Source organism: Comamonas thiooxydans, from assembly GCF_002157685.2.
GTDB classification, from domain to species: Bacteria; Pseudomonadota; Gammaproteobacteria; order Burkholderiales; family Burkholderiaceae_C; genus Comamonas; species Comamonas testosteroni_H.
This window is the reverse complement of sequence record NZ_AP026738.1, coordinates 2,327,575-2,342,764: the sequence shown is the minus strand read 5'-3', so window position 1 is coordinate 2,342,764 and position 15,190 is coordinate 2,327,575. Positions and strand designations below refer to the sequence as shown.

Sequence of the window (15,190 nt, the reverse complement as noted above, 5' to 3'; positions counted from 1 at the left end):
AGGTGCTTTCATGGAAAAAATCATGTTCAGCCTGTGGCGCCCCGCACAGCATTCGGCAGAAAGTTGGCGCCAGTCGCTGATGGATTTGCAAAGATCCCTGCAAGCCTGTGGTGCCTCGCGGATTCGTGTGATGGTTGTCGATGACGCCATGGACAAGGCCGCAAGCCAGCGCATCACTTTCAGCCAACATCCTCTCGATGGAATGATCAGTCTGTGGCTGGACAGCGCATCCATGCTGGGCCCGGTGCATACGCTGATCGCGCAGCAGGTGGCAAGCCTGCATGCCTATCTGGTTTGCGAGTCCGAGCCTTACGCCGAAGAGCGCAAGGCGCGCATTGCGCGTTTTGATGCTGAAGTGGCTTTAGGCAAGCGCACACCAGGCATGTGCCAGGTGGCACTGTTCAGAAAGCCGGTCGGCATGGACTTTGAAGAATGGATGGTTCACTGGCGTGAAGGCCATGGCAGCAATGCCTACCCGCTGCAATCCATCTTCGGATACCGGCAAAACCTGGTCGTACGGCGCTTGACCAAGGACGCACCGGAAGTCCACGCCATCGTCGAGGAGCAGTTTCCCGATATCGCAATCGGCAGTGCTCACGGCTTCTATGACACGCAAGGAGATGAAGACCTGCTGCGCCAGCGGCAGAAATACATGTCCGAATCTGTGACTCCCATCATGGATTTCAGCAGCCTCGACTGCATTCTCACCAGTTTCTATCAAGTCAGCGCTTGAGACTGACCCACTACCACCGGAGACAAAACACATGTTGGACCTGGAAGCCATTGAGTTGATAAAGCAGCTCAAGGCGCGCTACTTTCGCGCCATCGACACCTGCAATCTGGAGTTGCTGCAGGACATGCTGACGCCAGACATCAAGCTGGCCTTCAAAAGCCCGGCTTACGAATTCCACCTGGAAGGCCTGGACAAGGCACTGGACTTCTACAAAACCTCTTTCACCAAGACCCGCCTGGCCATGCACAACGGCCACACGCCGGAGATCGAGGTCAAGGGAGACGAAGCCAGCGCGCTCTGGTATCTGAACTATGTCTTTATCAATCTTGAAGAGAAGACACATATGCACGGCGGCGCGATCTATGAAGACCGCTATGTCAAGCGCGACGGCCGCTGGTGGATTGCAGAGACGGGCTACAAGACCTTGCTTGAAACCGTGGAGCCACTGAGCGAGCAGTTGCAGATCACCTCCAAGCCCATCAACTGAAGCGATCACTCCAATGACCAAAGCTGCCAACCTCGTCACCTCCATCAAGGTAGAAATCAATGCCCCCGCCAGCGTGGTCTGGGAAGTGCTGGCCGATCTGGAGAACTACCGCCTCTGGAATCGCTTCTGCCCCGACATCCGCTGTGGGCTCAAGCTCAATGACTTGGTCGAGATGAAAACACGCCATCCGCTGACGGGTGAAGTCTGGCCTGTCAATGAATACCTGGTTGCGTTTGAACCCGAGCAACTGCTGTCCTGGGAACAGCGCCCCGTGCCCGAGAACAAGGACGCTGCGCGTCGGGATCAATACATAGAGGCGATTGACGCCAACCGCTGCACCTACTACACGACCGACCAGTTCCTGGGACTGAACGCCGACACCATCATGCGCGAGCATGGCGCCTGGGTAAAGATCGCCTTTGACCAGGTCGCCGAGGATGTCAAGCACCGCGCAGAAGAGCTGCACTTTGCCCGCACCCGGGCTGCATTCTGAGAAAACCCCAGGCTATATATCCAAGGAGACCCATATGCTTCTGAAAGACAAAGTCATCATCATCTCTGGCATCGGCCCCGGCATGGGCATCAAGCTCGCCCTGCGCGCGGCGGAATATCAGGCCAAGGCCGTGGTGCTGGCAGCCCGTACACAGTCCATGCTCGATGAGGCAAAGCAAGCGATTCGCGATGCCGGCCACTCCAGCGAGACGCTCAAAGTGTCCACCGATATCTCGCAGCCCGAGCAGTGCCAGCGGCTTGCAGAGCTGACCATTGCCAAGTTCGGCCGCATCGATGCGCTGATCAACTCGGCCTATGCCCATGGGACCTGGGGCTCTTCGAGCAACTCCTCCATGGATGACTGGCGCAAGGTCATGGAAGTCAATCTCTACGGCTCCATGAACATGACCCAGGCTGTGGTGCCGCAGATGAAAAAGCAAAAAGACGGCAGCATTGTGATGATCAACACCATGGCAACGCGCCGCCCCAATCAGCTTGAAGCGGGTTACGCCGTCTCCAAGGGCGCGCTCAAGACTGCGGTGCAGTATCTGGCAGAAGACCTGGGGCCCTTCGGTATCCGCGTCAACAGCACCTACAACGGCTGGATGTGGGGCGCACCGGTCAAAGGCTATTTCCAGGCAGAAGCCAAGCGCCAGGGGGTGTCCATGGAATCGCTGGTCGACGTAATTGCCCAGCAGATTCCCTTGCGCAACGAGATTCCCGACGATGCCGATTGCGCCTCCGCAGCGCTGTATCTGGCCAGCGACTATGCGCGCGTGGTGACCGGCGCCCAACTGGACGTCAGTGGCGGCCACTACCTACCTCACTAAATTCCAGCGGAGAACAGCATGCAAACTCTTCTGGATATTGAGGAAATCAAACAGCTCAAGGCGCGCTACTTTCGCGGCATCGACACCTGCAACCTGGAGCTTCTGAAAACCGTTCTGGCCGATGCTGTCCATATCCGCTTCGACAGCCCGACTTACCAGTATGAGATCAATGGCATCGATGAAGCCATGAACTTCTACCGCAATGCCTTCACCCATCGGCGCTTTGGTATGCACAACGGGCATACACCGGAAATCAAGGTCAACGGTGACACGGCCACCGGCATCTGGTACCTCAATGATCTGTTCATCAATCTGGATGAGCAGACCATACTCACCGGCAGTGCGCTATACGAGGACTGCTATACCAGGGTCGCCGGTCGGTGGCGGGTGCAGCGCACGGGCTACAAGCGGCTGCTGGAGATGATTGAGCCTCTGAGCAGTGGTTGTCGCATCACATCGCGACCTATTACGAGCAACTTATAAGCAACATAAAGACTGCTATTGGACTTTCCCTTAGAAGGTAGACATGCCTAGGGACAGTCCAATGCAGGCTGACGGACGAGCAGGTGCAGAGCTCTGCACCTGAATCCTTTTGCTCCTATAAAGCGCTTTTGTGGAGCGCTTTTTGGTTCGATGCGCACCGTGTTCGGCACGGTGATGCTTTGAGTTTGCACAAATCCAGGTTGAGCTCGCATGAGCCTCGTTATCGCTTCCTGTCTGGCCGAGAGGAGCGCGTCTTGAATGCCGCGAGATCCTGCGCTCTCTTGAACCACCAAATCCACGATCTGCAGCAATCTCTTGTGCAGGACTGGCTTTCTCCCGCTGATTGCCATCATTGACTACGGCCGCACGATACCCCGATTACCTCTCGACGCGGGTCAGGTGATCCAGTGACGGTTTTCAAGCAAGCAGCAGGCGGCGGCTATCGGTTTCAGGCCGGATTTCACGCCTCAACTTCAACGGATCAGTGCGAGATTGAGGTGCGAATTCAGTTTGCAGAGGGCTGATCCAAGCCCCGCCTGATTCCACCGGCTATTTAGTCAACGCCCGAGGCATTTACTTGAATGTCAATTCACTCAATGAAATCTTGATGAAGGAATTGATGCAAAGCAACGAATCAAGAAGAACCTTGTTGCAAGTCAATTTTGTAGGTAATCTCGTGGCAAAGTTCGTTATCGGATCTCTATCGCCAAATCATGGATGCCCAGGCATCCAAGCCAAGGGGGATTGCTAATGACAGAACCTCAGCCTGAATCGACTCGTACCGAGGAGTTGCGCAGCTTCGCATTTCTCGCAGTTGTTATGGCACCTATATTGGCCGTTGTACTGATTGCGTCTTACGGCTTTGCGATCTGGTTTTATCAGATGATCATCGGTGGCCCCCCACATGCATGAAGAATCTGAGCCCATTGAAACTCATACCGACTTGCATATCACCAGTCTGGTTGTGCATGTGCTTCCCCATGCACTGGCGCAAGTAGCTGCCGGCATCGTCACGATCAAAGGCGCTCAAATACATGGAAGTCATCCCGCCGGCAAGTTGGTGGTGACCTTGGAAGCGCCCCATGCAAGAGAAATACTTGATTGCGTGTCTCAGATTGAGCTGCTTGATGGCGTAATCAACGCATCCCTGGTTTATCAGCATGTTGAGAACTGGCAGTCGCTAAACCAAGAGGTAACACATGACTAGCACTAGGCGTGATTTTGTCCGTCAATCTGCAGCCGCAGCCGCAGGGGCTGTTGCAGGCATCCCCATAGAAGTTCTGTCCCAGGATGCAGGAGCAATGGCTGCCGACCTGAAGTGGTCCAAGGCGCCATGCCGCTTTTGCGGTACAGGTTGCGGCGTCATGGTGGCCGTCAAGGACAACCGCGTAGTGGCCACTCAGGGTGACCCTGAGGCCGAGGTCAACCGGGGACTGAACTGCGTCAAGGGTTACTTCCTGTCCAAGATCATGTATGGCGGTGATCGTCTGACAAAGCCGTTGCTGCGCATGAAGAATGGTCGCTATGCCAAGGATGGCGAGTTCCAGCAGGTTTCCTGGGATACGGCATTCGACGTCATGGCAGAGCAGTTCAAAAAGACGCTCAAGGCCAAGGGGGCCGACGCGGTGGGCATGTTCGGCTCCGGCCAGTGGACGGTATGGGAGGGCTATGCCGCCTCCAAGCTGTTCAAGGCGGGCTTTCGCACCAACAACATTGATCCCAATGCACGGCACTGCATGGCCTCGGCAGTTGCCGGCTTCATGCGCACCTTTGGCATGGACGAGCCCATGGGCTGCTATGACGACATCGAGGCCGCGACTGCCTTTGTGCTATGGGGCTCGAACATGGCTGAAATGCATCCGGTGCTATGGACGCGCGTGACCGACAGGCGCCTGTCCACACCAGGCGTGAAGGTGGCCGTGCTGTCCACCTTCGAGCACCGCTCGTATGAGTTGGCGGACATGTCTCTGACCTTCAAGCCTCAGACCGACCTGGCCATACTCAACTACATCGCCAATCACATCATCACCACAGGCAGGGTCAACAAGGATTTTGTCTCCAAGCACTGCAATTTCAAGCTCGGCAACACCGATATCGGCTACGGGCTGCGTCCCGAGCACCCCCTGCAGAAGGCTGCCAAGAACGCCAAGGATCCCAACGGTGCCAAGTCCATAAACTACGAGGAATACGCCAAGTTCGTATCCACCTATACGCTTGAGTACACAACCAAGCTCACGGGTGTACCGGCCAACCGTCTCAAGGCTCTTGCCGAGCTCTATGCAGACCCCAATAGCAAGGTGGTGTCGTTCTGGACCATGGGTTTCAACCAGCACACACGGGGTGTCTGGGCCAACAACATGGTCTACAACATCCACTTGCTGCTGGGCAAGATCGCCACACCCGGCAACAGCCCGTTCTCACTGACGGGACAGCCTTCTGCCTGCGGAACGGCGCGTGAGGTGGGCACCTTCTCGCACCGCCTGCCAGCGGACATGGTGGTGACGAACCCAGAGCATCGCAAGACTGCTGAAACCATCTGGAAGCTGCCCGAAGGCACGATTCCACCCAAGCCCGGCTACCATGCCGTGGAACAAAACCGTGCGCTCAAGGACGGCAGGCTCAATGCCTACTGGGTGATGGTCAACAACAACATACAGGCCGGCGCCAACCTCGCGCAGGAAGGCTACCCAGGCTACCGCAATCCTGACAATTTCGTGGTGGTCTCCGATGTCTACCCCACAGTCACAGCCGTAGCCGCCGATCTGATCTTGCCGTCGGCCATGTGGGTCGAGAAGGAAGGTGCCTACGGTAATGCAGAGCGCCGCACCCACTTTTGGCACCAGCTGGTCAAGGCTCCTGGTGAGGCGCGCTCCGACCTGTGGCAATTGATGGAGTTCTCCAAGCGTTTCAAGGTCGAGGAAGTCTGGCCCGAGGAACTGCTGGCCAAGAAGCCCCAGCTGCGCGGCAAGACCCTGTTCGAGGTGCTGTACCGCAACGGCAACGTGGACAAGTTCCCCTTGGCCGACATGGACCCTGCCTATGAAAACGAGGAAGCCAAGGCCTTTGGCTTCTATCCGCAAAAAGGTCTGTTCGAGGAGTACGCCTCGTTCGGCCGTGGCCATGGCCACGATCTGGCACCGTTCGACCAATACCACAAGGTGCGCGGCATGCGCTGGCCCGTGGTCAACGGCAAGGAAACGCTCTGGCGCTACCGCGAAGGCTCGGACCCCTATGTGAAAGCTGGTACGGGCTACCAGTTCTACGGCAATATCGACGGCAAGGCCAACATCTTCGCCTTGCCATACGAGCCACCGGCGGAGGCTCCGGACAAGGATTACCCGTTCTGGCTTTCCACGGGCCGGGTGCTTGAGCACTGGCATTCAGGATCCATGACCCGGCGCGTACCCGAGCTGCATCGTGCCGTGCCTAACGCACTGTGCTACATGCATCCTGACGATGCCAAAGCACTGGGCGTGCGCCGCGGCAGCGAAGTCGAGCTGTCCTCTCGGCGCGGCGCCATGCGCACGCGCGTCGAGACCCGCGGCCGCAACAAGCCGCCGCGCGGATTGGTCTATGTCCCCTGGTTCGACGCCAGCCAGCTGATCAACAAGGTGACGCTGGATGCTACCGACCCGATTTCGTTGCAGACGGACTTCAAGAAGTGCGCTGTGAAGATCACCAAGGTTTGACGAAAGAGAGGTTGACCATGAACTTCTTGCGCAAACTCGTCCGTCTTGTGGGCATGCTGCTCATGCTCAATATAGGTATGGCCTGGACGCCAGCCGCCATCGCGGAGACCTTCTATGACTCGGCGCGTGGCCCCACGCCCATCATGCAGGCAACCAAGCCGCCAGTGCTTGGCAATGCCGTCAATGATGATGTGCGCCGCACGCGCAACTACACCTGGCAACCGCCCACGATCCCCCATCGCGTGGACGGCTATCAGGTGGACAAGAACTTCAACAAATGCATGGACTGCCACTCGCGAACCAAGGCCGAGATCTCGCAGGCCGTGCCGGTATCGGTCACGCACTATATGGATCGCGACGGGCGCATGTTGGGGCAGGTATCCACGCGACGCTACTTCTGCCAGCAATGCCATGTGGCCCAGGATGCCGTCCGCCCTCTGGTCAGCAACACCTTCGAAGACGTGGATACCGTGATTCTGAAGGCCCTGCAGTCCCAGTCGGGCAAGGCATCCAAGAAAAACTGACGCTGCGGCGCACGAGGCTCATCTATGTTGACACTTCTCAAGCGCTACTGGGCGGTGATCCGCCGCCCCAGCGTACATTTCAGCCTGGGCTTTCTGACCATCGGCGGCTTCATCGGCGGCATCCTCTTCTGGGGCGCGTTCAATACCGCCATGGAGCTGACCAACACGGAGAAATTCTGCACGGGTTGTCATGAGATGCGGGACAACGTGTTTGCAGAGCTCAAGAGCACGATCCACTACACCAACCGCTCGGGCGTACGTGCGGTATGCTCCAACTGTCATGTGCCCCACGACTGGACCGACAAGATCGCTCGCAAGATGCAGGCCTCCAAAGAAGTGTGGGGCAAGATCTTCGGAACGATCGACACGCCTGAAAAATTCGAAGCCAAGCGGCTGGAGTTGGCGCAGCACGAGTGGGCTCGCTTCAAGGCCAACGATTCGCTGGAGTGCCGCAACTGCCATAACTACGACTCCATGGATATGACGCGGCAGAGTTTGCGTGCACAGAACATGCACAGCACCTATTTGGCCAGCAAGGAAAAAACCTGTATCGATTGCCACAAGGGCATTGCCCACAAGCTGCCTCACATTCCCCCCGGACAGGGTCCCAGCGACACGCCAGGTCAGAAAGTGCCAGGGCCAGCTGAGGCTTCGGTTGCGTCGGTGCAGTAGCGGGATGAATGGCTTGGGCACGGCTGCTTCCAGATTTCTTTGCATATCCGGCCTGGGTTGTGTACGCGGCGGCCGGGTGGTGCTGCGCGATCTGGGCTTGGAACTCGGTGGCGGTCAGCTCCTGATGCTCAGAGGTCATAACGGCGCGGGCAAGAGCAGCCTGCTGCGTTGTCTGGCCGGCCTTCTGCCATGGCGCACTGGAAGCCTCCAGTGGTGCGGCGCTACGCTGTCCCCTCAGGATCCAGCCTACCAGCGGCAACTGGCCTATATGGGGCATCAGGCAGGAATGAGCGACACCTTGACAGCGATGGAGAATCTGCGCTTTGCACTGGATTTGATGGCAGTGAGCTGGAATGAAGCACGCGTGCAAGCCGTTTTGCAGGCCTTGTCGATGACGGAAGTCGTCGCACGGCCTTTTGGCCGACTGTCCCAGGGTCAGCGCCGGCGATTGGGGCTGGCCCGTGTTTTGCTGGGCGAGCGTCCGCTTTGGTTGCTGGACGAACCCGACAACTGTCTGGATGTCCAGGGCGAACAATATCTGGTCGAGGCACTGGAGCAGCATCTGGCCTCAGGAGGAATGGCCGTGGTGGCTTCGCACCGCAACCTGGTGCTGCCGACGCCCTGGGTGTCGGCGCTGGACTTATCCCGCTCCGTGGTCACGACGACAATGAATGAGCAGGTGGCTGTTTGCTGAGAGCTGTGTGCGCAAGAGAGTTGAAATTGGCCGCTCGAAGGCCTTCCGATGCCTTGGGCGGGCTGTTCTTCTTCGTGCTGGTGGGCAGTCTTTTCCCCTTGGCTTTGGGACCGGACGCGCCCCTGCTGAAGCAGATTGCGCCGGGCATTGTGTGGGTCGCGGCCTTGCTGGCCGTGTTGCTGGGGCAGCACCGGCTGTTCGAGAGCGACATGGCCGACGGCTCGCTGGAGCAGTGGTTGCTGGCGCCTGCGTCCCTTTCGCTGCTGGTGGGCCTCAAGGTGGCCACGCACTGGTTGCTGGGTGTGTTGCCATTGTTGCTGGTGGCCCCCTTGCTGGGCTGGCAGTACGGCCTGGATGGGGCGGTGGTCGGCATTCTGCTGGCATCGCTGGCCCTGGGAACGCCCAGCCTGTGCCTGCTGGCGGCACTGGGCGCAGCACTGACACTGGGTGTGCGGGGGCAGTTGCTGCTGGCTCTGGTGGTGCTGCCGCTGAGCGTGCCCATCCTGATTTTTGGCAGCCATGCCGTGGCCCAGGCGCAGCAAGGGCTGAGTGCAGCGCCTGCTCTCAATCTGCTGGGGGCCTGCCTGTGTCTGGCGTTACTGGCCGGCCCCTGGGCTATAGCAGCGGCCTTGCGCCTTGCGCTGGAGTGATATGAATTCTCTTACTTCCAATGCATCACCGACGCCTGCAGCAGGGTCCAGCGGCCGCAAATGGCGCCAACTGACTTCGCCCCCGATTTTTTACCACTGGGCGGGTCGAGTCTGGCCCTGGATGGCCGTGCTGGCTGCCGTGCTGGCTGCTGCGGGTCTATGGGTCGGATTTGGACTGGCACCTACGGATCACCAACAGGGCGAGGTCTACCGCATTATCTTTTTGCATGTGCCGGCCGCCTGGATGTCCATGTTCATCTATCTGGTGGCAGCGCTCCATGCTGCCCTGGGGTTGATTTACGGCACCCGTCTTTCCCCCCTACTGGCAAGGGCCCTGGCACCCACGGGAGCTTTGTTCACAGCCATCGCCTTATGGACCGGGGCTGCCTGGGGCAAGCCGACCTGGGGAGCCTGGTGGGTATGGGATGCCCGTCTGACGTCGGAGCTGATCCTGCTGTTCCTGTATCTGGGTTATATGGCCATGGTCTCGGCCATAGAGGATTCGCGTCGGGCCGATGGCGCTGGCGCCATCGTGCTACTTGCTGGCGTGGTCAATATTCCCATCATCTATTTCTCGGTTCAGTGGTGGAGCACCCTGCATCAGGGTGCGAGTATCCGCATGGATACAGCTCCCAGCATGACACACACCATGCTGGCCGGCATGCTGCTGATGGCGCTGGCCTGCTGGGCCTATACGCTGGCCGTCGCTCTGGTACGGGCACGTTGCCTGATTCTGGAGCGAGCCCGCGAGGAGAGTCTGTAATGCAGGATCATGCTTTTTTCATTGCTCTGGCCTACGGTGTGAGCGCGATGGCGCTGGGTATCGAGCTGGTCAGCATCTTTGTGCGCAGCCGTCGCCTGAAGGCTGAAGCCGCGTCCGGACTCGCACCTGGGGAGAACCCATGAAGCCGCGCCAGCGTCGCCTGCTGTGGGTGTTGGCAGGACTTGCGCTGGTGGCCGCCGCCGTCACGCTGGTGCTGCGAGCGCTCAACTCCAATGTGATGTTCTTCTACAGCCCCAGCCAGGTTCATGCGGGCGAGGTTCCGCATGGTGCGGCCTTTCGCCTGGGAGGCCTGGTGGAGCCTGGCTCACTGCAGCGCAGCGGCGATGGAATGCTGCTGCGCTTTGCCGTGACCGATGAAGTGCGCAGTGTGCCTGTGCAGTATCGAGGATTGCTGCCCGACCTGTTCCGCGAGGGCAAAGGTGTGGTGGTATCGGGCCGTATGCAGGCGGACGGGGCCTTCCAGGCCTCCGAGGTTCTGGCCAAGCACGACGAGAACTACATGCCGCCCGAAGCGGCCCATGCATTGAAAAACGCCGCTGGCAAGCCGTCGGAAAAGTCTGCCGACGACGCCACTGCCAGGGAAGCCGGCCAGGACAGCGCCGGTGCCGTCTCCAGCGGAGGCCGCACATGATCGCTGAACTTGGCGTGTTCGCCCTGGTACTGGCCCTGGTTACGGCAGTGCTGCTGGCGGTGCTGCCGCTGGCCGGTGCCCACTGGGGACTGGCGGGCTGGGTAAGGCTGGCCCGGCCCGCAGCCTTTTTGCTATGCGCATTGTGCGTGCTGTCTTCGGCCAGCCTGTTCTGGTGCTTCTGGCGCGCAGACTTCTCGGTGCTGTATGTGGCGGCCAATTCGCATAGCGACCTGCCCATGGCCTACAAGCTGGCAGCGTTCTGGGGCGGTCATGAAGGTTCCATGCTGCTGTGGCAGCTCATGCTCTCGGGCTGGACCCTGGCGGTGGCCTGGCGCAGCCGAGACCTGCCGCCGGCCTTCGTGGCGCGCGTGCTCTCGGTGCTGGGCTGGATCAGTGTGGGCCTGCTGCTGTTCCTGCTGTTTCTCTCCAACCCGTTTACGCGCCTGATCCCGGCTGCTGCGGAAGGCAAGGACCTCAACCCCCTGCTGCAGGATCCCGGCATGGTGCTACATCCGCCGCTGCTGTACATGGGCTATGTGGGCTTTGCCGTGCCTTTTGCGTTCGCACTTGCGGCACTGATCTCGGGCGAGCTGGGTGCGGCCTGGGCGCGCTGGTCGCGTTCCTGGACACTGGCGGCATGGGGTTTTCTCACGCTGGGCATTCTGCTGGGCAGCGCCTGGGCCTATTACGTATTGGGCTGGGGCGGCTGGTGGTTCTGGGACCCTGTGGAAAACGCCTCTTTCATGCCCTGGCTGGTGGGCACGGCCCTGCTGCATTCGCTGATCGTGACCGACCAGCGCGGCGCCTTTCGCAGCTGGTCGGCCCTGCTGGCCATCTGCGCATTTTCACTGAGCCTGCTGGGTACCTTTCTCGTGCGCTCCGGCGTGCTTACCTCGGTTCATGCCTTTGCCGTGGACCCAGGGCGGGGGCTCTTCATCCTGTGTTTCATCGTGGCTGTGGTGGGAACATCGCTGTGGCTGTTCGCCTGGCGCGCGCCGGAGCTGGGCCGGGGCTCCGGGGAATTTGCCATGCTCTCGCGCGAAACCTTTTTGCTGATCAACAACGTGCTCTTCACGGCTGCCGCGCTGGCGGTGCTCATAGGCACGCTGTACCCGCTGGCGCTCGATGTGCTGAGCGGCGAGAAGATCTCCGTGGGGCCGCCGTACTTCCAGGCCGTCTTTTTGCCCTTGGTACTTCCGGCCCTGGCCCTGATGGGCGTGGGCACGGTGGCGCGCTGGAAGAGTAGCCAGGCCGCAGAGCTGTGGCGGCGCCTTCGCATGGCTTTGATACTGAGTGCAGCCTCTGCTGCCGTGCTGGCGCTGGCCGGCGGCTGGACTGGCCTGCGCCTGTCGCCCGCCACCTTGCTGGGCCTGGCGCTGGGCCTGTGGTGCCTGTTCAGCACGCTGGCCCATGTCTGGCAGCGCCTGGGGCAAGGCCTGGAAATCGGCCATCTGGGTCAGCGCCTGTCGCGCCAACCCTGGGGCTGGTGGGGCATGCTGATGGCCCATGCCGGTGCGGGCGTGTTCGTGCTGGCGGTAAGCTTGGCCGACGGGCTGGAGAGCCGGCACGAAACCACGCTGGCGCAGGGTGAGACTGCCGAGGCGGGTGGCTACCGCTTCCGCTTCGACAGCCTTGGTCCCGCCGCCGGCCCCAACTATGACGCGCAACGTGCCCAATTCACCGTCAGCCGAGCGGGACTGGACAGCTGGAGCATGTTTCCCGAGAAGCGGGTTTACCGCGCCCAGGGCATGGCGCTGAGCCAGGCCGCCATTGACAGCGGCTGGACACGCGACGTTTTCGTGGCCCTGGGCGATCCACTGGACGATCAAGGCCTGCGCTGGACCGTACGCCTACAGGTCAAGCCTTTCATGGACTGGGTCTGGATAGGCACACTGATGATGGCGCTGGGCGCGGGCCTGAGCCTTATGGACCGGCGCTTTCGTACAGCCAAGCAGCGAGCGCACAGCCAGTCCGGCGCTCCGGCCCTGCAAGGAGCTGCCTGATGCGCTTTGTCCTGCCCCTGGCAATATTTTTAGGCTTAGCCATCATGCTCGGGCTTGGCCTGCAGCGTGACCCACGGGCCTTGCCTTCGGCGCTGCTCGAACAGCCAGCACCGGCCATAGACCGCCCTCTGCTCGAAGACCCGCAGCAAGTCCTGCATCTGCAGGACCTGCGAGGTCGGGCCTGGCTGCTCAACGTCTGGGCCTCATGGTGCGCACCCTGCCGACAGGAGCTACCCGTATTGGCTGAACTCTCGAAGCGCGACGCGGTCGCCGTCTACGGCCTGAACTACAAGGATCAGCCGGACAAGGCTCGCGCGCTGCTGCGGGTGGCGGGCAACCCCTACCGAGCTTCAGCCATCGACGGCGATGGCCGCGTAGGCATGGACTTCGGCATCCAGGGAGTGCCGGAAACCTTTGTCATTGACGGCCAGGGCCGCGTGCGCTATCGCCATGTGGGCCCGGTAACCGCAGAGATATGGCGCGACCGGCTGCTGCCGGTCATCAGGAGTCTGCAATGAAACCGCGAAGTATCGGCGCAGCCTGCACGGCGGCCTTCCTGGCCTGCATGGCGATGCTGGCCCAGGCCGGACAGACCGCTCGGGACCAGGAGCTGCTGGATCGTGAAATGGCGCTGGCCGCTCAGCTTCGCTGTGTCGTCTGCCAGAACCAGACCGTGGCCGAATCGCGTGCCCCCATGGCCGAGGACATGCGCCGCGAGATCCGTAACCAACTCGAGCAGGGCCATAGCAATGAGCAGGTGATCAACTTCTTCGAACAGCGCTACGGCTCCTTTGTGCGCTACAACCCGCCCTGGAAGCCATCGACCTGGTTGCTGTGGAGCGGCCCCTTCCTGGCCGCGCTGGGGGGCTTTGTGCTGCTGCGCAGAACGCTGCGCCGCAGGCTCATGCCGAATGTCCCGCTGACCCCGGAGCAGCGTGATCGTGCGCGCCAGTGGCTGGACACGACCTCGAAGGAGGAACGCCAATGAGCGCCATGCACTGGTTGTGGCTGGGCGCCATCGCCCTGATGCTGCTTAGCCTGGCGGTACTGCTGCCGCCTTTGCTGGCCGAGGTCCCATTGCCCGCCAGCGATCCTGATGAAGCGCTGCGCCGCCTCTACCAGGCCCAGTTGGCCGAGCTGACGCTGGAGCGCTCAGGCGGACGCCTGAGCGAGACCGACCATGCTCAAGCGGTCGAAGAACTTCAGCGACGTCTGCTCAGCGAGCTGGACAGACCCCGAGCATCGGTTGCCTGGAGCCAAAGTCCATGGCTGCGCCGTGGCAGCGCGCTGTTGTTGGCGGTGCTGCTCCCTCTCGCCGCGTTCGCTTTGTACCTGCAGGTGGGCGACCCCAAGGCTGCAGCGCAGCTGGCGCAGGAGCAGCCCGGCGCGCACGGAGACGGCGCGGACGATACACAGGTGCAGACCATGGTGGACGGACTGGCCCGGCGTCTTGAGGAGCAACCCCAGAACCTGCCTGGCTGGGTGATGCTGGCCCGCTCCTATGAAACTCTGGAGCTCTTTGACGCTGCGGCCCAAGCGTACCGGCGGGCTTTGCAGGAAGCGCGGCGTAGCGCGGCGGATGAGGAAGTTCAGGCAAGGTTATGGGCCGATCTTGCCGACGCGCTGGCATCGGCACAGGGCGGTGATCTGGATGGCGAGGCCGGCAAGGCCATAAAGCAGGCACTGATGTTGCAGCCTGATCAACCCAAGGCACTGGCCCTTGCAGGGAGTGCAGCCGTGCGCCACGGCAAGCTGGATGAGGCACAAAAGAACTGGCAGGCCCTGCTGCGCCAATTGGAGCCAGGATCGGACATGGCACTGCGAGTGCAAGATGATCTGCTCAAGCTGGAGGCTTTGGCGTCTGAAGACAGTTCAAGCATCACTGCCAAGACTGCGGCTGCATCCAAGAGCCGCCTGAGCGGAGAATTGCGCTGGGCAGCCTCCAAGGCCAATCCATCTGAACCAGCCCGATTGGCAAAGGCTCAGGTCTTTGTCGTGGCTCGCGCCGACGGTCACCCCCGCCCTGTGGCAGTGCTGCGCCTGCCTGCGACCTCCCTGCCGGCACATTTCACGGTGGGACCGGAGAACCTGCTCGATCCTTCAGTTTCGCTGTCGTCATTCCCGGAGCTACGTTTGCAGGCGCGGCTGTCGCTGGACGGCCAAGCCATGCCACGAGCTGGAGATATCTACAGTCAGTCGTTCTCGGTGACTCCCGGCTCCTCGAACTTGCTGCTGGAATTGAACCCGGCCTTCTAACAAGTGTGTCTGGACTGTGGCCAGTTAGGCAGTCCGGATCGTGCAGTCACGCATAGAACCTCGCAGCAATCTGCACATCAGGCTGATGGCACGCTTGGCTTCCGTACTCTTGCGGAGATATTCAGCGCATGTGTCGCATTGACCGGTTGAATCCGCCAGCGATTCCCGTCCTTCGATCACGGCAGCCCTGCATCAGCTCTACGCACCAGACACGCCATTCCCTTCGAAAAAACAAAGCCCACAGTTATCAGAGTGACTGCGG

Annotated in this window: 19 protein-coding genes; all 19 read left to right on the top strand. The window is 60.6% G+C overall.

What is annotated here, in order from left to right; genetic code table 11:
* The first annotated feature begins 10 nt into the window (after positions 1-10).
* The 19 genes from CTR2_RS10860 to ccmI all read left to right on the top strand — a co-directional run bounded on the left by CTR2_RS10860 (position 11) and on the right by ccmI (position 14,928).
* The gene (locus CTR2_RS10860; protein ID WP_087084088.1) at positions 11-733 is read left to right on the top strand and encodes an EthD domain-containing protein; all 723 of its coding nucleotides are present in this window, start codon (positions 11-13) and stop codon (positions 731-733) included.
* A gap of 31 nt (positions 734-764) precedes the next feature.
* On the top strand, positions 765-1,220 hold the full coding sequence (locus CTR2_RS10855) for a nuclear transport factor 2 family protein (RefSeq protein ID WP_087084089.1): 456 nt from the start codon (positions 765-767) through the stop codon (positions 1,218-1,220).
* 13 nt (positions 1,221-1,233) lie between these two features.
* Positions 1,234-1,713 carry an SRPBCC domain-containing protein gene (locus CTR2_RS10850; RefSeq protein WP_087084090.1) on the top strand — a complete coding sequence of 160 codons (480 nt, stop codon included), beginning with the start codon at positions 1,234-1,236 and terminating at the stop codon, positions 1,711-1,713.
* Between the two features lie 34 nt (positions 1,714-1,747).
* The gene (locus CTR2_RS10845; RefSeq protein ID WP_087084091.1) at positions 1,748-2,542 is read left to right on the top strand and encodes an SDR family oxidoreductase; all 795 of its coding nucleotides are present in this window, start codon (positions 1,748-1,750) and stop codon (positions 2,540-2,542) included.
* A gap of 18 nt (positions 2,543-2,560) precedes the next feature.
* Positions 2,561-3,025: a nuclear transport factor 2 family protein gene (locus tag CTR2_RS10840; RefSeq protein ID WP_087084092.1), complete on the top strand. Its 465-nt coding sequence runs from the start codon at positions 2,561-2,563 to the stop codon at positions 3,023-3,025.
* A gap of 750 nt (positions 3,026-3,775) precedes the next feature.
* The gene (napE, locus tag CTR2_RS10835; RefSeq protein WP_003070148.1) at positions 3,776-3,937 is read left to right on the top strand and encodes a periplasmic nitrate reductase, NapE protein; all 162 of its coding nucleotides are present in this window, start codon (positions 3,776-3,778) and stop codon (positions 3,935-3,937) included.
* On the top strand, positions 3,930-4,232 hold the full coding sequence (locus CTR2_RS10830) for a chaperone NapD (protein WP_229228610.1): 303 nt from the start codon (positions 3,930-3,932) through the stop codon (positions 4,230-4,232). The genes napE and CTR2_RS10830 overlap by 8 nt, the downstream gene beginning before the upstream one ends.
* The gene (napA, locus tag CTR2_RS10825; RefSeq protein WP_087084093.1) at positions 4,225-6,714 is read left to right on the top strand and encodes a periplasmic nitrate reductase subunit alpha; all 2,490 of its coding nucleotides are present in this window, start codon (positions 4,225-4,227) and stop codon (positions 6,712-6,714) included. The genes CTR2_RS10830 and napA overlap by 8 nt, the downstream gene beginning before the upstream one ends.
* A 17-nt stretch (positions 6,715-6,731) precedes the next feature.
* Positions 6,732-7,238, top strand: coding sequence for a nitrate reductase cytochrome c-type subunit (locus CTR2_RS10820; protein ID WP_087084094.1), 507 nt, complete (start codon positions 6,732-6,734; stop codon positions 7,236-7,238).
* A gap of 24 nt (positions 7,239-7,262) precedes the next feature.
* Complete coding sequence (locus CTR2_RS10815) at positions 7,263-7,910, top strand: cytochrome c3 family protein (RefSeq protein WP_003070157.1); 648 nt, start codon at positions 7,263-7,265, stop codon at positions 7,908-7,910.
* Between the two features lie 4 nt (positions 7,911-7,914).
* Complete coding sequence (gene ccmA, locus CTR2_RS10810) at positions 7,915-8,604, top strand: heme ABC exporter ATP-binding protein CcmA (protein WP_087084095.1); 690 nt, start codon at positions 7,915-7,917, stop codon at positions 8,602-8,604.
* Positions 8,598-9,254 carry a heme exporter protein CcmB gene (ccmB, locus tag CTR2_RS10805; RefSeq protein WP_176391669.1) on the top strand — a complete coding sequence of 219 codons (657 nt, stop codon included), beginning with the start codon at positions 8,598-8,600 and terminating at the stop codon, positions 9,252-9,254. The genes ccmA and ccmB overlap by 7 nt, the downstream gene beginning before the upstream one ends.
* A gap of 1 nt (position 9,255) precedes the next feature.
* Complete coding sequence (gene ccmC / locus CTR2_RS10800; protein ID WP_217896242.1) at positions 9,256-10,017, top strand: heme ABC transporter permease CcmC; 762 nt, start codon at positions 9,256-9,258, stop codon at positions 10,015-10,017.
* Entirely contained in the window at positions 10,017-10,160 is a 144-nt protein-coding gene (gene ccmD, locus CTR2_RS10795) for a heme exporter protein CcmD (RefSeq protein ID WP_087084097.1), read from the top strand. Before ccmC ends, ccmD begins: the two co-directional genes overlap by 1 nt.
* The gene (gene ccmE / locus CTR2_RS10790) at positions 10,157-10,669 is read left to right on the top strand and encodes a cytochrome c maturation protein CcmE (protein ID WP_087084098.1); all 513 of its coding nucleotides are present in this window, start codon (positions 10,157-10,159) and stop codon (positions 10,667-10,669) included. The genes ccmD and ccmE overlap by 4 nt, the downstream gene beginning before the upstream one ends.
* Complete coding sequence (locus CTR2_RS10785) at positions 10,666-12,672, top strand: heme lyase CcmF/NrfE family subunit (RefSeq protein ID WP_087084099.1); 2,007 nt, start codon at positions 10,666-10,668, stop codon at positions 12,670-12,672. The genes ccmE and CTR2_RS10785 overlap by 4 nt, the downstream gene beginning before the upstream one ends.
* A complete protein-coding gene (locus CTR2_RS10780) occupies positions 12,672-13,190 on the top strand; it encodes a DsbE family thiol:disulfide interchange protein (protein WP_087084100.1) in 519 nt (172 codons plus the stop codon). Before CTR2_RS10785 ends, CTR2_RS10780 begins: the two co-directional genes overlap by 1 nt.
* Entirely contained in the window at positions 13,187-13,660 is a 474-nt protein-coding gene (locus CTR2_RS10775) for a cytochrome c-type biogenesis protein (RefSeq protein WP_087084101.1), read from the top strand. Before CTR2_RS10780 ends, CTR2_RS10775 begins: the two co-directional genes overlap by 4 nt.
* Complete coding sequence (gene ccmI / locus CTR2_RS10770; RefSeq protein ID WP_087084102.1) at positions 13,657-14,928, top strand: c-type cytochrome biogenesis protein CcmI; 1,272 nt, start codon at positions 13,657-13,659, stop codon at positions 14,926-14,928. Before CTR2_RS10775 ends, ccmI begins: the two co-directional genes overlap by 4 nt.
* Positions 14,929-15,190: the final 262 nt, after the last annotated feature.

Bases quoted from the DNA above. Each gene is read 5' to 3' on its own strand.
- CTR2_RS10860 (WP_087084088.1), top strand. From the start codon at position 11: ATGGAAAAAATCATGTTCAGCCTGTGGCGCCCCGCACAGCATTCGGCA.
- CTR2_RS10855 (WP_087084089.1), top strand. From the start codon at position 765: ATGTTGGACCTGGAAGCCATTGAGTTGATAAAGCAGCTCAAGGCGCGC.
- CTR2_RS10850 (WP_087084090.1), top strand. From the start codon at position 1,234: ATGACCAAAGCTGCCAACCTCGTCACCTCCATCAAGGTAGAAATCAAT.
- CTR2_RS10845 (WP_087084091.1), top strand. From the start codon at position 1,748: ATGCTTCTGAAAGACAAAGTCATCATCATCTCTGGCATCGGCCCCGGC.
- CTR2_RS10840 (WP_087084092.1), top strand. From the start codon at position 2,561: ATGCAAACTCTTCTGGATATTGAGGAAATCAAACAGCTCAAGGCGCGC.
- napE (WP_003070148.1), top strand. From the start codon at position 3,776: ATGACAGAACCTCAGCCTGAATCGACTCGTACCGAGGAGTTGCGCAGC.
- CTR2_RS10830 (WP_229228610.1), top strand. From the start codon at position 3,930: ATGCATGAAGAATCTGAGCCCATTGAAACTCATACCGACTTGCATATC.
- napA (WP_087084093.1), top strand. From the start codon at position 4,225: ATGACTAGCACTAGGCGTGATTTTGTCCGTCAATCTGCAGCCGCAGCC.
- CTR2_RS10820 (WP_087084094.1), top strand. From the start codon at position 6,732: ATGAACTTCTTGCGCAAACTCGTCCGTCTTGTGGGCATGCTGCTCATG.
- CTR2_RS10815 (WP_003070157.1), top strand. From the start codon at position 7,263: ATGTTGACACTTCTCAAGCGCTACTGGGCGGTGATCCGCCGCCCCAGC.
- ccmA (WP_087084095.1), top strand. From the start codon at position 7,915: ATGAATGGCTTGGGCACGGCTGCTTCCAGATTTCTTTGCATATCCGGC.
- ccmC (WP_217896242.1), top strand. From the start codon at position 9,256: ATGAATTCTCTTACTTCCAATGCATCACCGACGCCTGCAGCAGGGTCC.
- ccmD (WP_087084097.1), top strand. From the start codon at position 10,017: ATGCAGGATCATGCTTTTTTCATTGCTCTGGCCTACGGTGTGAGCGCG.
- ccmE (WP_087084098.1), top strand. From the start codon at position 10,157: ATGAAGCCGCGCCAGCGTCGCCTGCTGTGGGTGTTGGCAGGACTTGCG.
- CTR2_RS10785 (WP_087084099.1), top strand. From the start codon at position 10,666: ATGATCGCTGAACTTGGCGTGTTCGCCCTGGTACTGGCCCTGGTTACG.
- CTR2_RS10780 (WP_087084100.1), top strand. From the start codon at position 12,672: ATGCGCTTTGTCCTGCCCCTGGCAATATTTTTAGGCTTAGCCATCATG.
- CTR2_RS10775 (WP_087084101.1), top strand. From the start codon at position 13,187: ATGAAACCGCGAAGTATCGGCGCAGCCTGCACGGCGGCCTTCCTGGCC.
- ccmI (WP_087084102.1), top strand. From the start codon at position 13,657: ATGAGCGCCATGCACTGGTTGTGGCTGGGCGCCATCGCCCTGATGCTG.